This is a genomic window from Flavobacterium ichthyis (genome assembly GCF_009915155.1).
GTDB lineage: Bacteria > Bacteroidota > Bacteroidia > Flavobacteriales > Flavobacteriaceae > Flavobacterium > Flavobacterium ichthyis.
In genome coordinates, this window is record NZ_JAABLM010000010.1 from 83,542 (window position 1) to 100,907 (window position 17,366).

14 protein-coding genes are annotated in these 17,366 nt (G+C 37.0%); 10 read left to right on the forward strand and 4 right to left on the reverse strand.

All coding sequences use genetic code 11. The annotated features are described in order from the left end of the window. Window positions 1–19: 19 nt before the first annotated feature. From GV828_RS09580 to amaB, 3 genes are all read left to right on the forward strand, one after another. Entirely contained in the window at window positions 20–1,060 is a 1,041-nt protein-coding gene (locus tag GV828_RS09580; RefSeq protein ID WP_166537267.1) for an endonuclease/exonuclease/phosphatase family protein, read from the forward strand. Window positions 1,061–1,120: 60 nt separating this feature from the next. Beyond that, the gene (locus GV828_RS09585; protein ID WP_166537300.1) at window positions 1,121–1,660 is read left to right on the forward strand and encodes a 3-hydroxyanthranilate 3,4-dioxygenase; all 540 of its coding nucleotides are present in this window, start codon (window positions 1,121–1,123) and stop codon (window positions 1,658–1,660) included. 519 nt (window positions 1,661–2,179) lie between these two features. Beyond that, window positions 2,180–3,733 (forward strand): L-piperidine-6-carboxylate dehydrogenase, encoded by a 1,554-nt coding sequence (amaB, locus tag GV828_RS09590; RefSeq protein ID WP_166537268.1) that lies wholly within the window; start codon window positions 2,180–2,182, stop codon window positions 3,731–3,733. Window positions 3,734–3,788: 55 nt separating this feature from the next. Here the strand turns inward: amaB and GV828_RS09595 are convergent, their stop codons facing one another. Both GV828_RS09595 and egtB read right to left on the reverse strand, forming a co-directional pair. Further along, window positions 3,789–4,748 (reverse strand): L-histidine N(alpha)-methyltransferase, encoded by a 960-nt coding sequence (locus tag GV828_RS09595; RefSeq protein WP_166537269.1) that lies wholly within the window; start codon window positions 4,746–4,748, stop codon window positions 3,789–3,791. A gap of 6 nt (window positions 4,749–4,754) precedes the next feature. Then, complete coding sequence (gene egtB, locus GV828_RS09600; protein ID WP_166537270.1) at window positions 4,755–5,900, reverse strand: ergothioneine biosynthesis protein EgtB; 1,146 nt, start codon at window positions 5,898–5,900, stop codon at window positions 4,755–4,757. 153 nt (window positions 5,901–6,053) lie between these two features. Between egtB and GV828_RS09605 the strand changes: the two genes are divergently transcribed. Beyond that, on the forward strand, window positions 6,054–6,419 hold the full coding sequence (locus GV828_RS09605) for a carboxypeptidase-like regulatory domain-containing protein (protein ID WP_166537271.1): 366 nt from the start codon (window positions 6,054–6,056) through the stop codon (window positions 6,417–6,419). A gap of 55 nt (window positions 6,420–6,474) precedes the next feature. Here the strand turns inward: GV828_RS09605 and GV828_RS09610 are convergent, their stop codons facing one another. Then, entirely contained in the window at window positions 6,475–7,254 is a 780-nt protein-coding gene (locus tag GV828_RS09610; RefSeq protein WP_166537272.1) for a THC0290_0291 family protein, read from the reverse strand. A 264-nt stretch (window positions 7,255–7,518) separates the two neighbouring features. On the opposite strand from GV828_RS09610, the gene gdhA reads away from it, so the two are divergent. From gdhA to recO, 3 genes are all read left to right on the forward strand, one after another. After that, on the forward strand, window positions 7,519–8,862 hold the full coding sequence (gene gdhA, locus GV828_RS09615; RefSeq protein ID WP_166537273.1) for an NADP-specific glutamate dehydrogenase: 1,344 nt from the start codon (window positions 7,519–7,521) through the stop codon (window positions 8,860–8,862). Window positions 8,863–8,997: 135 nt separating this feature from the next. After that, window positions 8,998–11,289, forward strand: coding sequence for a type IX secretion system anionic LPS delivery protein PorZ (gene porZ, locus GV828_RS09620; RefSeq protein ID WP_166537274.1), 2,292 nt, complete (start codon window positions 8,998–9,000; stop codon window positions 11,287–11,289). 17 nt (window positions 11,290–11,306) lie between these two features. Further along, on the forward strand, window positions 11,307–12,011 hold the full coding sequence (gene recO, locus GV828_RS09625) for a DNA repair protein RecO (protein WP_166537275.1): 705 nt from the start codon (window positions 11,307–11,309) through the stop codon (window positions 12,009–12,011). Here the strand turns inward: recO and GV828_RS09630 are convergent. Further along, window positions 12,008–12,610 carry an alpha-ketoglutarate-dependent dioxygenase AlkB family protein gene (locus GV828_RS09630; protein WP_166537276.1) on the reverse strand — a complete coding sequence of 201 codons (603 nt, stop codon included), beginning with the start codon at window positions 12,608–12,610 and terminating at the stop codon, window positions 12,008–12,010. The genes recO and GV828_RS09630 overlap by 4 nt on opposite strands. 160 nt (window positions 12,611–12,770) lie before the next feature. Here GV828_RS09630 and ileS point away from each other — a divergent pair, with 160 nt between their 5' ends. The 3 genes from ileS to GV828_RS09645 all read left to right on the forward strand — a co-directional run bounded on the left by ileS (window position 12,771) and on the right by GV828_RS09645 (window position 17,314). Then, window positions 12,771–16,229 carry an isoleucine--tRNA ligase gene (gene ileS, locus GV828_RS09635; protein WP_166537277.1) on the forward strand — a complete coding sequence of 1,153 codons (3,459 nt, stop codon included), beginning with the start codon at window positions 12,771–12,773 and terminating at the stop codon, window positions 16,227–16,229. Between the two features lie 6 nt (window positions 16,230–16,235). Then, window positions 16,236–16,616, forward strand: coding sequence for a TraR/DksA family transcriptional regulator (locus tag GV828_RS09640; RefSeq protein ID WP_166537278.1), 381 nt, complete (start codon window positions 16,236–16,238; stop codon window positions 16,614–16,616). Window positions 16,617–16,705: 89 nt separating this feature from the next. Next, window positions 16,706–17,314: a lipoprotein signal peptidase gene (locus GV828_RS09645; protein ID WP_166537279.1), complete on the forward strand. Its 609-nt coding sequence runs from the start codon at window positions 16,706–16,708 to the stop codon at window positions 17,312–17,314. Window positions 17,315–17,366 lie beyond the last annotated feature (52 nt).

Sequence of the window (17,366 nt, forward strand, 5' to 3'; positions counted from 1 at the left end):
TAAATTAATATTTCTATTTATGAGAATTTCCAATTTTATCGCCCTGTTTACTGTGATTTTGTCAATGAATGTGGCTACAGGGCAGGAAAAAAAATTTAAAGTTCAAACCGTTGCATTTTACAATTTGGAGAATTTATTCGACTTTTCGGATGATCCGAACATCAATGATGAAGAATATACTCCTGCTAACGGATGGACAAAAGAAAAATATCAAACCAAGTTAACCAACTTGAGTCGAGTGATTTCCGAACTTGGAACAAGTGAACACCAAAAAGAAGCACCTGCCGTTTTAGGCGTTTGCGAAATCGAAAACCGTGGTGTTTTGGAAGATTTAATAAAACAACCTTTACTAATCAATAAAGATTACGGAATCGTGCACTTTGATTCACCTGATCGTCGTGGAATTGACGTAGGATTTTTATACCAAAAAAAGCATTTCAAACCCACAAGTTACATCAATGTTCCTTTAATTATCTACGATCAGTCAGATAATACTAAAAGAATTTACACTCGTGACCAACTTTTAGTTTCCGGACTTTTTGATGGCGAAGAAATGCACTTCATCGTAAATCACTGGCCATCACGTTCTGGAGGAGAAAAAAAATCAAGCCCTAACCGTGAAGCTGCCGGAAGATTGAACCGAAAAATTATCGATTCGTTGTACAACATCAACCCAAATGCAAAAATCATTACTATGGGAGATTTAAACGATGGACCTTACAATAAAAGTGTAAAAGTTGAAATTGGTGCCAAAGCTAAAAAAGAAGAAACCAAAGCTAGAGGAATGTTCAACCCAATGGAAGAAATGGCAAACAAAGGAATTGGAACCTTAGCTTACCGTGACGCTTGGGATCTTTTTGACCAAATGATTCTATCAGAACCACTCATCAAAAAAGATTATTCAAGCTACACTTTTTGGAAAGCAGGCGTTTATAACAAGCCGTTCCTAACCCAAACCAGCGGAAGATTTAAAGGATATCCACTTCGTAACGCCAATGGCGAAGTAGGATTTAGCGATCACTTCCCGGTTTACCTCTACCTTATCAAAGAAGTAAAATAAATATCAAGGTCGGTTCATTCCGGCCTTTTTTATTTTAGTAAATTAGTCAAAAAATTAATGATGGCCACAACACCTCCCTTCAACCTCAATAAATGGATTGACGAAAACCGACACTTGCTCAAACCACCCGTTGGCAACAAAAATATTTACGTCGATTCGCAAGATTACATCGTGATGATTGTCGCCGGACCAAACGCCCGAAAAGATTATCATTATAACGAAACCGAAGAATTATTTTACCAACTCGAAGGTTCAATAAAAGTCATTGTCCAAGACAATGGCGAAAAAAAAGAATTTGAGCTCAATGCTGGCGACATGTATCTTCATCCGCCCAAAACGCCACATTCACCAGTTCGTTCTGCTGGTTCCATAGGTTTAGTGATTGAGAGAAAACGAGCCGGAAAAGGTTTCACAGATGGTTTACTTTGGTTCTGCGAAAACTGTAACCACAAACTCCACGAAGTCTATTTTGAACTCAACGACATCGAAAAAGATTTCCTTCCCCATTTTCAGCATTTTTACAATTCCAAAGCCTTGCGACAATGCAAAAAATGTGGCACCATCATGGAAGCCGACAAACGTTATACATTAAAAAGGTAATCCGGCAAAGTTTTTAAAACCTTTTATAGATTCTATTTTTTTAGGAGCTATTTCCCGCTTTTCGCTGCAAGTCCTCAACAAAAAAGCCGTGTTTTTAAGTTCTGCAAAGAGCTTCTCCCGAAGCGTCGGGAGTCGCTTTTGCAAAACAAAAAACACAGGCTTTTTTGTTTCCGGGCTTTCCGCTACAATCAGGGCTAATTATGCATCCAGTACCAAGTCTACTAAGTTTATGAAACCTATTCGGCAACAACAATTCCAAAAATTCCAAAAAATTTTCCCATAGCCCTGATGCTGTAATTGTTTGAGCTCTTAAACCTGTTCTTTAAAAAACAGGTTTAAAGCGAGTGGCTGCAGCAGGAAAATGTCCCGAAGCTTCGGGATAAAAAAAATTCACAGACCTTTCGCTCCATGAAAATCATAAGAGACAAGATTGCCAAAATCATAATTTTATTGGTAAAATCCACCTATAAATTATAACTTCGCAAAAAAATATTACAATTTACAATTAAAAAGTTATAAATGGCAACAATAGCAAATCAGTTTGGAATGCAGGAAGCCTTGCAACAATTAGGCTTAAAAGATATTAATGAAGGAACTTCTACTGGAAATTCTTGGTTTTCAAATGGAGAAATTATCGAAAGTTTTTCACCAGTTGACGGACAATTAATTGGCAAAGTTAAAGCCACCACCAAAGCCGATTACGAAAAAGTTATGGAATCAGCGGCTGAGGCCTTTAAAACTTTTCGCGTGATGCCAGCTCCGCAACGTGGTGAAATTGTTCGTCAATTCGGACAAAAATTACGTGAGAAAAAAGAAGCACTCGGAAAATTAGTTTCTTATGAAATGGGAAAATCACTGCAAGAAGGTTTGGGCGAAGTGCAGGAAATGATTGACATTTGCGACTTTGCCGTTGGATTGTCGCGCCAGTTACACGGTTTTACCATGCACTCTGAACGTCCTGGACATAGAATGTATGAGCAATACCATTCGCTTGGAATTGTGGGAATTATTTCTGCGTTTAATTTTCCGGTTGCGGTTTGGTCTTGGAACACGGCTTTGGCTTGGATTGCCGGAGATGTTTGCGTTTGGAAACCATCAGAAAAAACGCCTTTATGTGGTGTGGCTTGTCAAAATATCATTGCCGAAGTGTTGAAAGAAAACAACCTTCCGGAAGGAATTTCTTGCCTGATTAATGGGGATTACAAAGTAGGAGAATGGATGACAAATGATGTTCGTGTTCCTTTAATTTCTGCCACAGGTTCTACCCGAATGGGGAAAATTGTCGCGCAAACCGTTGCCGGAAGATTAGGAAAATCCTTACTTGAATTAGGTGGAAACAACGCCATTATTGTAACTCCAGATGCTGATGTAAAAATGACGGTGATTGGAGCGGTTTTTGGCGCTGTTGGAACGGCGGGACAACGTTGTACTTCAACCCGAAGATTGATTATCCACGAAAGTATTTATGATAAAGTGAAAGAAGCAATTGTTTCGGCTTATGGACAATTAAAAATTGGAAATCCTTTGGATCAAAACAATCACGTTGGCCCGTTAATTGACAAAGGTGCTGTTGAAGCTTACAACCACGCTTTGAAAAAAGTAGTGGAACAAGGCGGAAAAATTATTGTAGAAGGTGGCGTACTTTCGGGTGAAGGTTACGAAAGCGGTTGTTATGTAAAACCTGCCATTGCGGAAGCCGAAGGTCATTTTGAAATCGTGCAACACGAAACTTTTGCTCCGGTTTTATATCTGTTAAAATATTCTGGCGAAGTGGACAATGCTATCGAAATTCAAAACGGAGTAGCACAAGGATTGTCGTCTGCTATTATGACCAATAATTTGCGTGAAGCGGAAAAATTCCTTTCTGTTGCAGGTTCTGATTGTGGAATTGCCAATGTAAACATCGGAACTTCTGGTGCTGAAATTGGTGGCGCTTTTGGAGGTGAAAAAGAAACCGGAGGCGGTCGCGAATCGGGTTCTGATGCTTGGAAAGTATATATGAGAAGACAAACCAATACCATTAATTACACGACAAATTTACCTTTGGCACAAGGAATTAAATTTGATTTGTAAGATTTTTTTAAAATTTTTGAAAGATAAAAATCCCGCTGAAAAAGCGGGATTTTTTTTATTTCTCCCACAAACTATCTGTAAAATAAAACTTACAATCCATAAAATTTTCGACCACTTTAAAGTCTAAATCGGTGGCTAAATTTTCGATTTCTTCGAAGCTGTATTTTTTGGAAAGTTCGGTCCAAATAAGTTCATCTTTTTGGAAATTAAAAGTTTTGTCGAGCGTTTTGCTGTACACATTTTGCTTCACCAAACTGCACAAATAACTGTTGACTTCGCCATTTTCGGGATTGTAATGGCAATAGAACTCAAATTGGTCTAAAGAAATATCGGCTTCTAATTCGCGGTTGATTCTTCGCAGTAAATTAATGTTGAAGGCTTTTGTGATGCCGTGAGGATCATCATACGCTTTTTGAATGATTCGCGGATTTTTTTTAAGGTCGATTCCCATCAATAGTTTGTCGCCTTTTTTCATTCCCGAAGCAAATTTTTTCAGTAAATCTCGGGCTTCAATTTCGCTATAATTTCCAATGTTTCCGCCTAAAAACAAAAATAAATTAGGAATTTCTTCTTTGGAAATATCTTCTAAAATATCAAAATAGTCGCCAATTTTTGAATTCATTTTCAATTCAGGAAGCGAAATTTTCATATTTTCTTCTAAAATTAAAATGGCTTCCTCCGAAATATCGATTGGTACGTATGTGAAATCGGCTTTTTTATGCAAAAAAGTTTTGAGCAAATGTTTCGTTTTCACACCATCTCCCGAACCAAACTCCACAATATTAAAAGGTTGGCTGAAGTTGAGCTTTTGCAAAATGTTCTCGGATTGTTGCGATAAAATTTCGAATTCGCAACTTGTGGGATAATATTCCGGCATTTTCATGATTTGCTGGAAAATATGGCTTCCTTCATCATCATAAAAATAGCGTGAAGACAAATGTTTTTTAATGTCTGTAAAGCCTTTCAGGACGTCTTTTGCGAAAGCAGTATTTTGTATTGTGGTAGTAGTTTCCATGTTTTTTTATTTTGCCAAACGAATTCCGTTGAATTGCCAACGTTCGTTTGCGTGAAAGAAATTTCTATATGTTTTTCGGCTGTGATTTGGGGAAGTCGCACAACTCGAACCACGTAAAACCATTTGGTTAATCATGAATTTTCCGTTGTATTCGCCAATGGCACCTTCGGGTTTTTTAAAATTTGGATACGGCAAATAAGCAGAATTCGTCCATTCCCAACGTTTTCCCCAGTCTAATTTTTCTGAAGCAATTTCCCATTCAAATTCAGTAGGAAGTCGCATTTTTTTCCATTCGGCAAAAGCCAAAGCTTCGTAAAAATTAACATGTGTAACAATGGCTGCGGGGTTTATTTTCTGCAAACCTTTTAATGTGTAATAAAACCATTCGCCGTTAATTTTATGCCAATAAAGTGGCGCTTCAATTTTATTTTCTGTCACCCAGGACCAACCTTCGTCGAGCCACAAATTAAAGTCTTGGTAACCTTTGGCTTCAATAAATTCTAAAAATTCGGCATTGGTAACAAGGGATTTAGAGATTTCAAATGTGTTGAGATACACTTTGTGTTGACCATGTTCATTATCGTAAGAAAATCCTTCGCCAGAAAATCCAATTTCGTAAAGACCTTCGTTAATTTTTTCAAAACCATTTTGGGAATTGCTTTGATTTTCACCTTCAAAATTTTCGCTGTAAACCGGAAAAAGAGGATTGTTCCCTAAAATATATTTGATGTCAGTCAACAATAATTCCTGATGTTGTTGCTCATGATTTAATCCCAGCATGACCAACTCTAGCAATGCATCGGCTTTGGTTTGCAACAAAATTTGCATGTGCAAATCCACATATTTTCGGTATTCAAAAATTTTTTCAACTCCCGGGCGTGTGATATTTCCGCGATCAGCACGAAAAACTCGATCCCCAACATTGTTATAATAACTGTTGAATAAAAAATTAAAATCAGCATCAAAAACTTGGTAATCGGGTAAATTTTCTTTGAGAATAAAAGTTTCAAAAAACCAAGTGGTATGTGCCAAATGCCATTTCGGAGGACTCACAAAATGGGCGGGTTGTGGCACATAATCTTCCGTTTGCAAGGGTTGGCAAAGCGTTTCGCTGTGTTTTCTGATGCTAAAATATTGTTCAGACAAAGTCATCGTTAGGTGGTGTTTGAAATAAATTTACAAAGAATGAACGGTTATGTTTTTAAACGAAGTGGTTTTTAACCAATTTATAACGTTTTTTTGATTGTATGAATTTTTGTCAAGCAACCTTTTTTTTGAAATAGCATCTCTAGAAAAAATAAAAACATGAAAAAAATAATTTTACTATTAATTGTGTTAACATTGGGTTGTAGTAACGATGATGATAATCAGCGATATTGCACTGAAGAATTTGTTTTTGGGTTAGAAGTAACCGTGAAAAATGCCGAAACCGGAGCCAATTTACAAGAAGGAGTAACCGTTGTTGCCACAGATGGAAATTATTCCGAAACTTTAGAATTGGCGTATTATGGACTCTCAACTTTTCTTGGAGCAGGTGAAAGGCGTGGAAATTATACCCTAACAGTTACCAAAGCAGGTTTTCAAACGTATGTATCGCAACCCATAAACGTAACCGCTGACGAGTGTCATGTCATTACCGAAAGAGTTACTGTGGAGCTACAGCCTGAATAATTTTTTAAAAAGATAAAAACAAAAAAAATTCCCGGAATTTCCGGGAATTTCTTTATTAATTGATGTAATAAATATAACCTACGTTCAGCCATACGAGCCAATCGTTAGCCTTATTTTCTGGATATCTATTTGGATCGGGATTTAATCCATCAACCCAGTTTGAAAAATAATATTGAAATCTTAAATCTATCATTAAATCGGAAAGTTCGCTTAATTTATATCGTGTTCCTACACTAGAAACGATAGACCAAGTTGTGCCGCTGTCATTTCTAAAAGCATCACGATATTTTTCGGGAGTGTTGATAATGGTTAATGGTCCGGTTGTAGAAGTAGCTTCCGGATCAAAATAACTAAATTGCGCTCCAAGACTCACAAATGGTGCAAAACTTCCTCTACTTACTGTAAAATCACGAATACTCCAAGGAAAATATTCTAATTGCATCCCAATATTAGTTACAGCAGTTTCACCACGCATGTTGCGAAGCTGTTCTGCAATAACTGAGGTTCGAGATTCATCAACCCATTTACCAAAATGTTTTAACTGGGTTTTATTATAAGACAATTCACTACGTAACTTAAAGTGATCGCTAAAATAAGAATAGGATCGCATACAGTTACATTCAGGATTATATGCAAAATTTAAATAATGCACAATACCTATTCCGTATCCGGTGTTGCCAGCATTTGTACTCATGTCTCGACGTTCACCATAATCAGATTGCATGGCAACCGGACCTGCAATTACACCAACTTCGTGGCCTAAACCAAATTGTGCAACGCTATTTTGAAGTCCTCCAAACATCAATGTTATTATGAGGAGTATTTTTTTAGGCATTTATTTCGGGTTAAATCATTTTTGCCAACAAATATATAAAAACAAAAATTACATACTAAAATAAATAACTAAAATACTTTTTTTCTTCACAAAAATGTCTTAAAAACCTATAAAACGCTGTATTAAAGATAAGTTTCATTTCTATTTCTTAACAAAAAAATAAATTACCACTCTTACGCAAAAAAACTTAGGTAATATTTAACTATAATGTATATTTGTGCGGTAAAACGAAAACGTTTTCAATAACGTAATAACTTAATAATCATGACAGAAAGCATTAATTCTTTTGTTGAAGCAGTTGCTAAAAGAAACCAAAACGAGCCTGAATTTTTACAGGCTGTGAAAGAAGTTGCAGAAACAGTGATTCCTTTCATCGAAGAAAATAAAAAATACCAAAATAAAATGCTCCTCGAAAGAATGGTCGAGGCAGAACGTATTATCACTTTCCGTGTTGTTTGGATTGATGATGCTGGAAATACACAAGTTAACAGAGGTTACAGAATTCAAATGAACTCTGCGATTGGTCCATATAAAGGAGGAATTCGTTTCCATCCATCAGTAAATTTGAGCATCCTTAAATTTTTAGCTTTTGAACAAACTTTTAAAAATAGCTTGACTACGTTACCAATGGGTGGCGGAAAAGGAGGAGCTGATTTTGATCCAAAAGGAAAATCTGATAATGAAATCATGAAATTCTGCCAAGCGTTTATGACAGAATTGTCAAAACACATTGGTGATAATACTGACGTTCCAGCTGGAGATATTGGCGTTGGCGGAAGAGAAGTAGGTTACATGTTTGGCCAATACAAAAGACTTAGAAATGAATTTACCGGAGTTTTAACCGGAAAAGGAATTTCTTTCGGGGGTTCATTAATTCGTCCGGAAGCTACAGGTTATGGCGATGTGTATTTTGCACAAAGCATGTTGCAAACTAAAGGCGAAAGTTTCCAAGGAAAAACAGTTGTCATTTCTGGTTCTGGAAACGTGGCGCAATATGCCGCTCAAAAAGCCACTCAATTAGGCGGAAAAGTAGTAACACTATCGGACTCGGCTGGATATATTTATGATGCTGAAGGAATTGATGCTGAAAAATTAGCACACGTGATGCAAATTAAAAATGTGGACTACGCAAGAATCAGCGAATATGTCAAAAAGTACCCTAATGCAAAATATGTGGCCGGAAAACGTCCGTGGGAAGTAAAATGTGATGTGGCTTTGCCATGTGCCACTCAAAACGAATTAAACGGTGAAGAAGCAAAAATGTTAGTAGATAACGGTTGTATTTGTGTGGCTGAAGGCGCAAATATGCCGTCAACTCCAGAAGCAATTGAAGTATTTCACAAAGCAAAAATTCTTTTTGCACCTGGAAAAGCTTCTAATGCAGGAGGTGTTGCCACTTCCGGTTTAGAAATGTCGCAAAACTCTCTTCGATTAAGTTGGACTTCAGAAGAAGTAGATGAGCGTTTGAAAAAAATCATGTTAGACATTCACGCTTCATGTGTAAAATATGGTTCAGATGGTAACGGCTACGTAGATTACGTAAAAGGAGCCAACATTGCAGGTTTCGTAAAAGTAGCTGATGCCATGTTAGCGCAAGGCGTTGTGTAAATTTTTACAAAAAATAAAACTGAAAAATGCCTTCTTTTAAACGGAAGGCATTTTTTTTAGATAAATTTTTGTCAATTGATATGAAAATCGAAATAAAACCGTTTGTAGTATATTTGTAGCCAATACTTAAAAAACATGAAAAAGCAGCTGCTTCTTTTTTTTATCATTTTCCTTTCAAGCACCGTTTTTGCCCAAAATAATTTGGTTTGGAAAAGTTATTTTTCCTACAACCAAGTCAACGATTTGACAGAAGCCAACACCCAAATTACAGCTGCTACACAAAAAGCACTTTTTTCGCAAAATCTTGCCACCAACGAACTTAAAACGATTACCACAATTGACGGTCTTTCCGGGCAAGATATTTCCGCAATTTTTTACAGTGCCACTTTTAACAAAACTATAATTGGTCATAATAACGGTTTAATTTTGGTGAGAAATGAAACCGACGGCAATATCGTGATTGCTCCCGGAATTCGAGACCAAGCAGGCGTTTCGCCCACTAGAAAAAAAATCAACCATTTCTACGAACACGAAGGAATATTATATATTTCAACTGATTTTGGCGTAGTACAATTTAACTTGACCAACAATCTTTTTGGTGATACTTATTTAATTGGAACTTCTGGTCAAGAAGTCATGGCTTATCAATCTACAGTTTTAAACGGAAATATTTACGTTGCCACCAATCAAGGTATTCGTTCGGCAAGCCTTGCTAATCCTAATCTTAACGATTTTGCACAATGGCAAACTTTTGATGCTGGTTCATGGATTGGCGTGACCACTCACGGAAATATTTTGGCTGCCGTCAATACCTCAGGAGTGGCTTCGCGACACAACGGAACTTCTTTTGTGGCTTTCGCCAATATTTCTCAGCAAGCCGTTGATTTCAGGTCTTTTAACGGAAATCTTACAATCACAACAGCTAACAATGTTTACGTTTTTGATGCTAATTATTCGCAATTGGTGCAGTACCAAAGCAATTTTTATGCAGACGAAATCGTTACATTTAATTGCGGAACAACAATTAGCAACCAAATTTTCATAGGTACCAATCAAGCCGGAATCATCAAAGTTCCCTTAAATAATTTAGCAAACGGCATCAGCATTAAACCTGATGGACCTTCCCGAAATAATATTTTTGCGTTAAGCGTTACTCCTTCGGGAAATATCTGGACGGTTTATGGAGGTTATAACGTGTTTTACGTTCCAGACGTGAGTAGTTACGGCATTAGTAAATTTTCTGAAACTGGCTGGCTCAACATCCCTTTTGAAGAAACCATGAACGCTAATTCACTAGTGCGAATTGCTGTAAATCCGCAGGATGAAAATAATGTTTTTATCAGTTCGTTTCACAGCGGTTTAATCGAAATTCAAAACGATGTTGTCATTGCAAAATACAATCATCTAACGCCAAACGGTCCCGAAGCCTTAATCTTTCCGCCAGACCCTAACTACAAATCTGTAAGAATAAATGGTTTAGCTTTCGACCGAAATAATGATTTGTGGTTTAATAATTCTTTGATTTCTAATGCTTTAAAAGTTCGTAGAGCAAATGGTTCTTGGCAAAGTTACTCAGTTGAAAATGTTTTGAATACCATTGAACAAAATTATTCCCGAATGGTGATTGACAAAAACGGCACGAAGTGGTTTGGTTCAGAACAACAAACATTGATTGGGTTTAACGAAAATGTAACGCCAAATTTTAAACGTGTCACTTCTGACGAAGACGAAGGCTTGCCATTAAACAACAACATCACTGCAGTTGCGGTAGATAACAGTAACCGTCTTTGGATTGGTAGTATGAAAGGTTTGCGAGTGATGGCTGGAGTGGATCGTTTTTTAGGCGAAGGCGAACTCAAATCTAATCCTATTATTATTTTGGAAGATGGTTTGGCGCAAGAACTTTTATACGAACAATACATTACAGATATTCGTGTCGATGGTTCTAACCGAAAGTGGATTGGAACCGCTGATTCTGGAGTATTTTTAGTTTCGGCAAATGGTCAAGAAACGATTCATCATTTTACCATCGAAAATTCGCCTTTACCGTCTAACAATATTTTCGACATTGATATCAATGAAGCTACCGGCGAAGTTTTTTTTGCTACCGAATCCGGAATGATTTCGTTTCTTGGAACTGCAACGCAAGGTGCGGAAAGCTTGGCAAACGTATATATTTATCCTAATCCCGTTCGGCCGGAATTTACCGGAACCGTAAAAATTGCCGGATTAATTGACGATGCCAATGTAAAAATCACTGATATTGAAGGTAATTTAGTTTTTGAAACCACCTCTCAAGGAGGTACAATTGAATGGGATACCCGTGCTTTTGGAAAATATCGAGTGGCTTCCGGCGTTTACATGGTTTTCATCGCATCGGAAGATGGCACGGAAACCAAAGTGAAAAAAGTGATGATTATTCGCTAAAAATTTTTTCCTAAAAAATGCTCGTCAAAACCAAAGCCATTGTCATCAGTTCCTTAAAATATCAGGAAAAAAGTTTGATTGTAAAATGTTTTACAGCTTCGGATGGATTAAAAAGTTACTTTGTTCACAACGCTTTTACCGGAAAAAATAACCGACAAAAGTCGAGCTATTTCCAACCCTTAAATTTACTCGAAATTGAAGCGGTTCACAAAAACAAAGGCACACTCGAAAATTTTAAAGAAATTCGTTTTTTTTCGCCTTATCACAATATCAATACCGACGTTTATAAAAGCACCATCGCTATTTTTTTGTCCGAAGTGTTGCATTATTGTTTACACGAAAATGACGCCAATCCACCTTTTTACCAATACCTCGAAACCGCTTTTTTGTGGCTGGACAACCACGATGAAACCGCTAATTTCCATTTGATTTTATTGGCAGAAATGACCAAGTTTCTCGGCTTTTTTCCGGATACTTCCGAAGGAAATTTTTTCGAAATGACCGAGGGTTTTTTTACCGAAAGAGAAAGCCTGACTTGTCTTTCCGCAGAAGAGTCGCTTTTGTTTAAAAAATTACTCGAAATCAAATTCGATAATCCGCTGGTTTTTTCGGTAAAACAACGCCGTTTGTTGCTCAAAATTTTGATGGATTATTACAGTCTTCATATCGAAAGTTTCCGTCATCCCAAGTCGCTCGAAGTATTGACGGAAGTTTTTTCTTAATCGATTATCGTTCGAAACGTCAGGTTAATTCTGGGAGATTTTACTTTTTTTGTGGGCGGCAATCTGTGTAACCAGTTCGTTTGCGTTTCGTCTTTCATCAATAATAAACTGCCGTGTTCTAAAAATGTAGAAACAGTTTCCGCGGTTTTTTTGTGCTTAAACGCAAATTTCCTTTCTGCACCAAAACTCAACGAAGCAATGGAAGTATGTTTGCCCAAAGCTTTTTCATCATCGCTATGCCAAGCCATGCCTTCATCGCCGTCGTGGTATAAATTGAGCAAGCAAGAATTGTAAATCGTTCCGGTTTTTTCTTCGGCTAAATTTTTTAGTTCGAGCAATTCTTCTGTCCAAGGCAAAGCAGTTTTAGTGGTTTTTGAATAAGTATAATCAAAATTTTTATCGCCATACCACGCCACTTTTCTTTTGGTAATAATCAATTTGCCAAAAATAATCGCTTCGTCATTTTTCCATTCAATCGAATGCATTAGTTTCTCATAATAAAAATCAGCTTTTTCTCTCGGAATTATTTTTCCGAAATAAATCACATTTCCGCCGTAAGGCAAAATATTTTGAAGCGGATTTTGGTCAAAAAGATTCATTTTAAACTAATTTTTAATCGAATAATTTCTAACAAAAAAATGAAATTTCCCTCGAATTATTTTTCCATAAAAATAACATTTCAAAATGATAAAAACCAACCGACTTATTTCAGAAAAAAAATCATTACTTTCGCAAATCTATTTTAGAAAAAGGCAAATAATGAATACTAAATTTACTGAATACAAAGCACTTGACCTTCCAACAGTAGCGTCTGAAATGCTTGATTTCTGGAAAAAACAAAATATTTTTGAAAAAAGCGTAACTACTCGCGAAGGACAACAACCCTACGTGTTTTTTGAAGGACCGCCATCTGCAAACGGTTTACCGGGAATTCACCACGTTATGGCACGTTCTATCAAAGATATTTTTTGCCGATACAAAACTCAAAAAGGTTTTCAGGTGAAGAGAAAAGCTGGTTGGGACACGCATGGACTTCCGGTAGAATTGGGAACTGAAAAAGAATTAGGCATTACCAAGGAAGACATTGGAACAAAAATTTCGATTGAAGATTATAACGAAGCTTGTAAAAAAACCGTCATGCGTTACACCGATGTGTGGAATGATTTGACCGAAAAAATGGGCTATTGGGTGGATATGGAAAATCCGTATGTGACCTACAAACCTAAATATATGGAAACGGTTTGGTGGCTTTTAAAACAGATTTATAATAAAAATTTGTTGTACAAAGGTTACACCATTCAGCCGTATTCGCCAAAAGCCGGAACCGGATTATCTTCTCACGAAGTGAACCAACCCGGAACGTATCGTGATGTTACCGACACAACCATTGTGGCGCAATTTCGTGCCCTAACCCCCAAAGGGGAAACTGGCAACTCAATTGCAAAGGCTTTCGGCATCGACTCTCCCCCTTCGGGGGAGTTGGAGGGGGCTTTTTATTTCTTGGCATGGACGACAACACCTTGGACTTTGCCTTCAAATACCGCTTTAACCGTTGGGCCAAAAATTGATTATGTTTTAGTCAAAACATTTAACCAATATACTTTCGAACCAATCAATGTGATTTTGGCAAAAAATTTGGTTTCGAAACAATTCGTAAAAAATTATTTTGAAAGCAAAGAAGAATCCGACTTCAAAAAGTACGCAACTGTTCCCCCTTCGGGGGTTAGGGGGCCGATTCCTTTCCAAATTTTAGCCGAAGCAAAAGGCGAGGATTTAGTCGGAATTCAATACGAACAATTGTTGCCGTATGCCTTGCCGTACCAAAATCCGGAAAATGCTTTTAGAGTAATTTCGGGAGATTTTGTTACAACAGAAGATGGAACCGGAATTGTTCATACAGCTCCAACTTTTGGGGCAGACGATGCCAAGGTTGCCAAAGAAGCTTCGCCAGAAGTGCCGCCAATGTTGGTTTTAGACCAAAACGGAAATCCGGTTCCATTGGTTAATTTGCAAGGAAAATTCATTGAAAATTTAGGAGAACTTTCGGGCAAATACGTTAAAAATGAATATTATAATGATGGCGAAGCTCCAGAAAAATCGGTAGATGTAGAAATTGCCATCAAATTAAAAGAAGAAAATAAAGCCTTTAAGGTAGAAAAATACGTTCACAGTTATCCGCATTGCTGGCGAACTGACAAGCCAATTTTGTATTATCCTTTGGATTCTTGGTTTATCAAAATCACAGAGGTAAAGGAACGCATGTTTGATTTAAACGAGACCATCAACTGGAAACCGAAGGCAACTGGTGAAGGGCGATTTGGGAATTGGCTCAAAAATGCGAACGACTGGAATCTTTCACGTTCACGTTATTGGGGAATTCCTTTGCCTATTTGGCGTACGGAAGATAAATCCGAAGAAATTTTGATTGGTTCGGTTGAAGAATTGTACAACGAAATCGAAAAATCAATCGCAGCTGGTTTCCAAAAAGAAAATCCGTTTAAAGGTTTTGTTTTAGGCGATATGTCTGACGAAAATTACGAATGGATTGACCTTCATAAAAACGTGGTGGACAACATTGTTTTGGTTTCGCCTTCCGGCAAAAAGATGAATCGCGAAACAGATTTGATTGACGTTTGGTTCGATTCTGGAGCGATGCCTTATGCTCAATGGCATTATCCTTTTGAAAACAAAGAAAAAATTGACGGAAACAAAGATTTTCCAGCCGATTTTATTGCAGAAGGTGTTGATCAAACGCGTGGTTGGTTTTACACTTTGCACGCCATCGGGACTTTGGTTTTTGACAATGTAGCGTATAAAAATGTCGTGTCAAACGGTTTGGTTTTGGACAAAAACGGACAAAAAATGTCCAAACGTCTTGGAAACGCGGTAGATCCGTTTACTACTTTAGGTGATTTTGGTGCCGATGCAACCCGTTGGTACATGATTGCTAATGCCAATCCTTGGGACAATTTAAAATTTGATTTAGAAGGAGTTGCTGAAGTTCGCCGGAAATTTTTCGGAACACTCTACAACACTTATTCATTTTTTGCTTTATATGCCAATGTCGATGGTTTTTCTTATGCTGAAGCCGAAATTCCGCTGGAAAAAAGACCGGAAATTGACCGTTGGATTCTCTCGGAATTAAATACTTTGGTTAAAAATGTAGATGAATTTTATGCCGATTATGAACCAACTCGTGCAGCAAGAGCTATTTCTGAATTTGTTCAGGAAAATTTGAGCAACTGGTATGTTCGTTTGTGCCGAAGACGTTTTTGGAAAGGGGATTATGCCGAAGATAAAATTGCAGCTTACCAAACGCTTTATACCTGCTTGATTACCGTAGCAAAATTAGGAGCACCAATCGCTCCATTCTATATGGACAGGCTTTACAAAGACCTTACTTCCGCGACAAATAAGGAAAATTTTGAAAGTGTACACTTGTCAGATTTCCCGAAATATGCTGATAACTTTGTTGATAAATCGCTCGAAAGCAGAATGCAGAAAGCGCAAACCATTTCTTCCTTAGTATTATCACTTCGGAAAAAAGAAATGATTAAAGTACGTCAACCGTTGCAAAAGGTAATGATTCCGGTACTTGACGCCAAACAAAAAGCGGAAATTGAAGCAGTTTCTGACCTGATAAAAGCCGAAGTAAACGTAAAAGAAATTGAGCTTTTAGACGACGCTTCGGATATATTGGTAAAGCAAATTAAGCCTAACTTCAAGACATTAGGACCTCGTTTTGGTAAAGATATGGGTTTGATTTCCAAAGAGATACAAAATTTCTCACAAGAACAGATTAATCAATTGGAGAAAACAGGCTTGTTAGTGCTTGATATATCAGGAAAAAGTATTAATTTAACATCACAGGATGTGGAGATTTCTTCACAAGATATTGAAGGTTGGTTAGTGGCAAATGCCGATGGAATTACCGTTGCTTTAGACATAACCATTTCCGAAGAATTAAAAAGCGAAGGAATTGCCCGAGAATTGGTAAATAGAATTCAAAACATCCGTAAAGATTCAGGATTTGAAGTAACCGATAAAGTAAAAGTAAAATTACAGCAAGAGCCTGTATTGGAAAGTGCGGTTGCGAAAAATTTGGAATACATTAAAACCGAAACATTAACCGAAGAATTAATTTTTTCCGAAGAATTAAAAAATGGCGCGGAAATTGAATTTGATGACATAAAAACCAAAATACTAATTTCAAAATAATACAAAATGACAGATGAGGTTGTACGATACTCAGACGCCGATTTGGCTGAGTTCAAAGAAATTATTGTAAAAAAGATTGAAAAAGCAAAAGCTGATCTTGACCTTATCAAGAGTGCTTATATGAATGACCTTAACAACGGAACTGACGATACTTCGCCTACTTTCAAAGCCTTTGAAGAAGGAAGCGAAACCATGTCAAAAGAAGCCAACTCGCAATTGGCAATCCGTCAGGAAAAATTCATTAGAGATTTAAAAAATGCGCTTTTCCGCGTGGAAAACAAAACTTACGGGGTTTGCAAAGTTACAGGTAAATTGATTAGCAAAGAACGTTTGAAAATTGTTCCTCATGCAACCATGAGCATAGAAGCAAAAAATCTTCAGAGATAACAAAATTTTACTTTAAATTATGAAACGCTCCTAATTTTGGAGCGTTTTTTTTGAATATTATTGATTACTTTTGCACCAAATTTTGCATAATGTCGTTAAAAAAGGCCTATATCATCGTTTTTTTGATTTTAATCGTTGATCAAATCTCAAAAATTTACATTAAAACTAATTTTCAACTGGGTGAAGCCGTTCATGTAGCCGGAAATTGGTTTCAAATCTATTTTACCGAAAACGAAGGAATGGCATGGGGAACCAAAATTCCTGGCGATTATGGAAAGCTGATTCTCACACTTTTTAGAATTTTTGCAGTTTTCGGGATTGGTTGGTGGCTTTGGGATGCCGTGAAAAAAAACAGCTCACGTTACCTAATTATTGCCATTTCGTTGATTTTGGCAGGCGCTTTCGGAAACATTTTAGACTCTGTTTTTTATGGGGTAATTTTCGACCATAGTAACAATCAAGTGGCTACTTTATTTTCAGATCAGCCTTACGGAACTTGGTTTCACGGTAAAGTTGTCGATATGTTTTATTTTCCAATTTGGGAAGGAAATTTACCGTCATGGTTGCCTTTTTGGGGCGGACAATATTTTACTTTTTTCAATGCTATTTTTAATGTAGCTGATGTTGCTATTTCAACAGGAGTTGGTATTTTAATCGTTTTCAATCGCAAAGCATTTTCGGTGCCACAAAACTCCTAAAGTTTTCCTAACGGCTGTCGGTTTTGGTATCTTTTCAATTATATTTTGAAAA

Excerpts from the sequence above, each read along its gene's own strand:
- GV828_RS09580 (WP_166537267.1), top strand. The coding sequence starts at position 20 with ATGAGAATTTCCAATTTTATCGCCCTGTTTACTGTGATTTTGTCAATG.
- GV828_RS09585 (WP_166537300.1), top strand. The coding sequence starts at position 1,121 with ATGGCCACAACACCTCCCTTCAACCTCAATAAATGGATTGACGAAAAC.
- amaB (WP_166537268.1), top strand. The coding sequence starts at position 2,180 with ATGGCAACAATAGCAAATCAGTTTGGAATGCAGGAAGCCTTGCAACAA.
- GV828_RS09595 (WP_166537269.1), bottom strand. The coding sequence starts at position 4,748 with ATGGAAACTACTACCACAATACAAAATACTGCTTTCGCAAAAGACGTC.
- egtB (WP_166537270.1), bottom strand. The coding sequence starts at position 5,900 with ATGACTTTGTCTGAACAATATTTTAGCATCAGAAAACACAGCGAAACG.
- GV828_RS09605 (WP_166537271.1), top strand. The coding sequence starts at position 6,054 with ATGAAAAAAATAATTTTACTATTAATTGTGTTAACATTGGGTTGTAGT.
- GV828_RS09610 (WP_166537272.1), bottom strand. The coding sequence starts at position 7,254 with ATGCCTAAAAAAATACTCCTCATAATAACATTGATGTTTGGAGGACTT.
- gdhA (WP_166537273.1), top strand. The coding sequence starts at position 7,519 with ATGACAGAAAGCATTAATTCTTTTGTTGAAGCAGTTGCTAAAAGAAAC.
- porZ (WP_166537274.1), top strand. The coding sequence starts at position 8,998 with ATGAAAAAGCAGCTGCTTCTTTTTTTTATCATTTTCCTTTCAAGCACC.
- recO (WP_166537275.1), top strand. The coding sequence starts at position 11,307 with ATGCTCGTCAAAACCAAAGCCATTGTCATCAGTTCCTTAAAATATCAG.
- GV828_RS09630 (WP_166537276.1), bottom strand. The coding sequence starts at position 12,610 with ATGAATCTTTTTGACCAAAATCCGCTTCAAAATATTTTGCCTTACGGC.
- ileS (WP_166537277.1), top strand. The coding sequence starts at position 12,771 with ATGAATACTAAATTTACTGAATACAAAGCACTTGACCTTCCAACAGTA.
- GV828_RS09640 (WP_166537278.1), top strand. The coding sequence starts at position 16,236 with ATGACAGATGAGGTTGTACGATACTCAGACGCCGATTTGGCTGAGTTC.
- GV828_RS09645 (WP_166537279.1), top strand. The coding sequence starts at position 16,706 with ATGTCGTTAAAAAAGGCCTATATCATCGTTTTTTTGATTTTAATCGTT.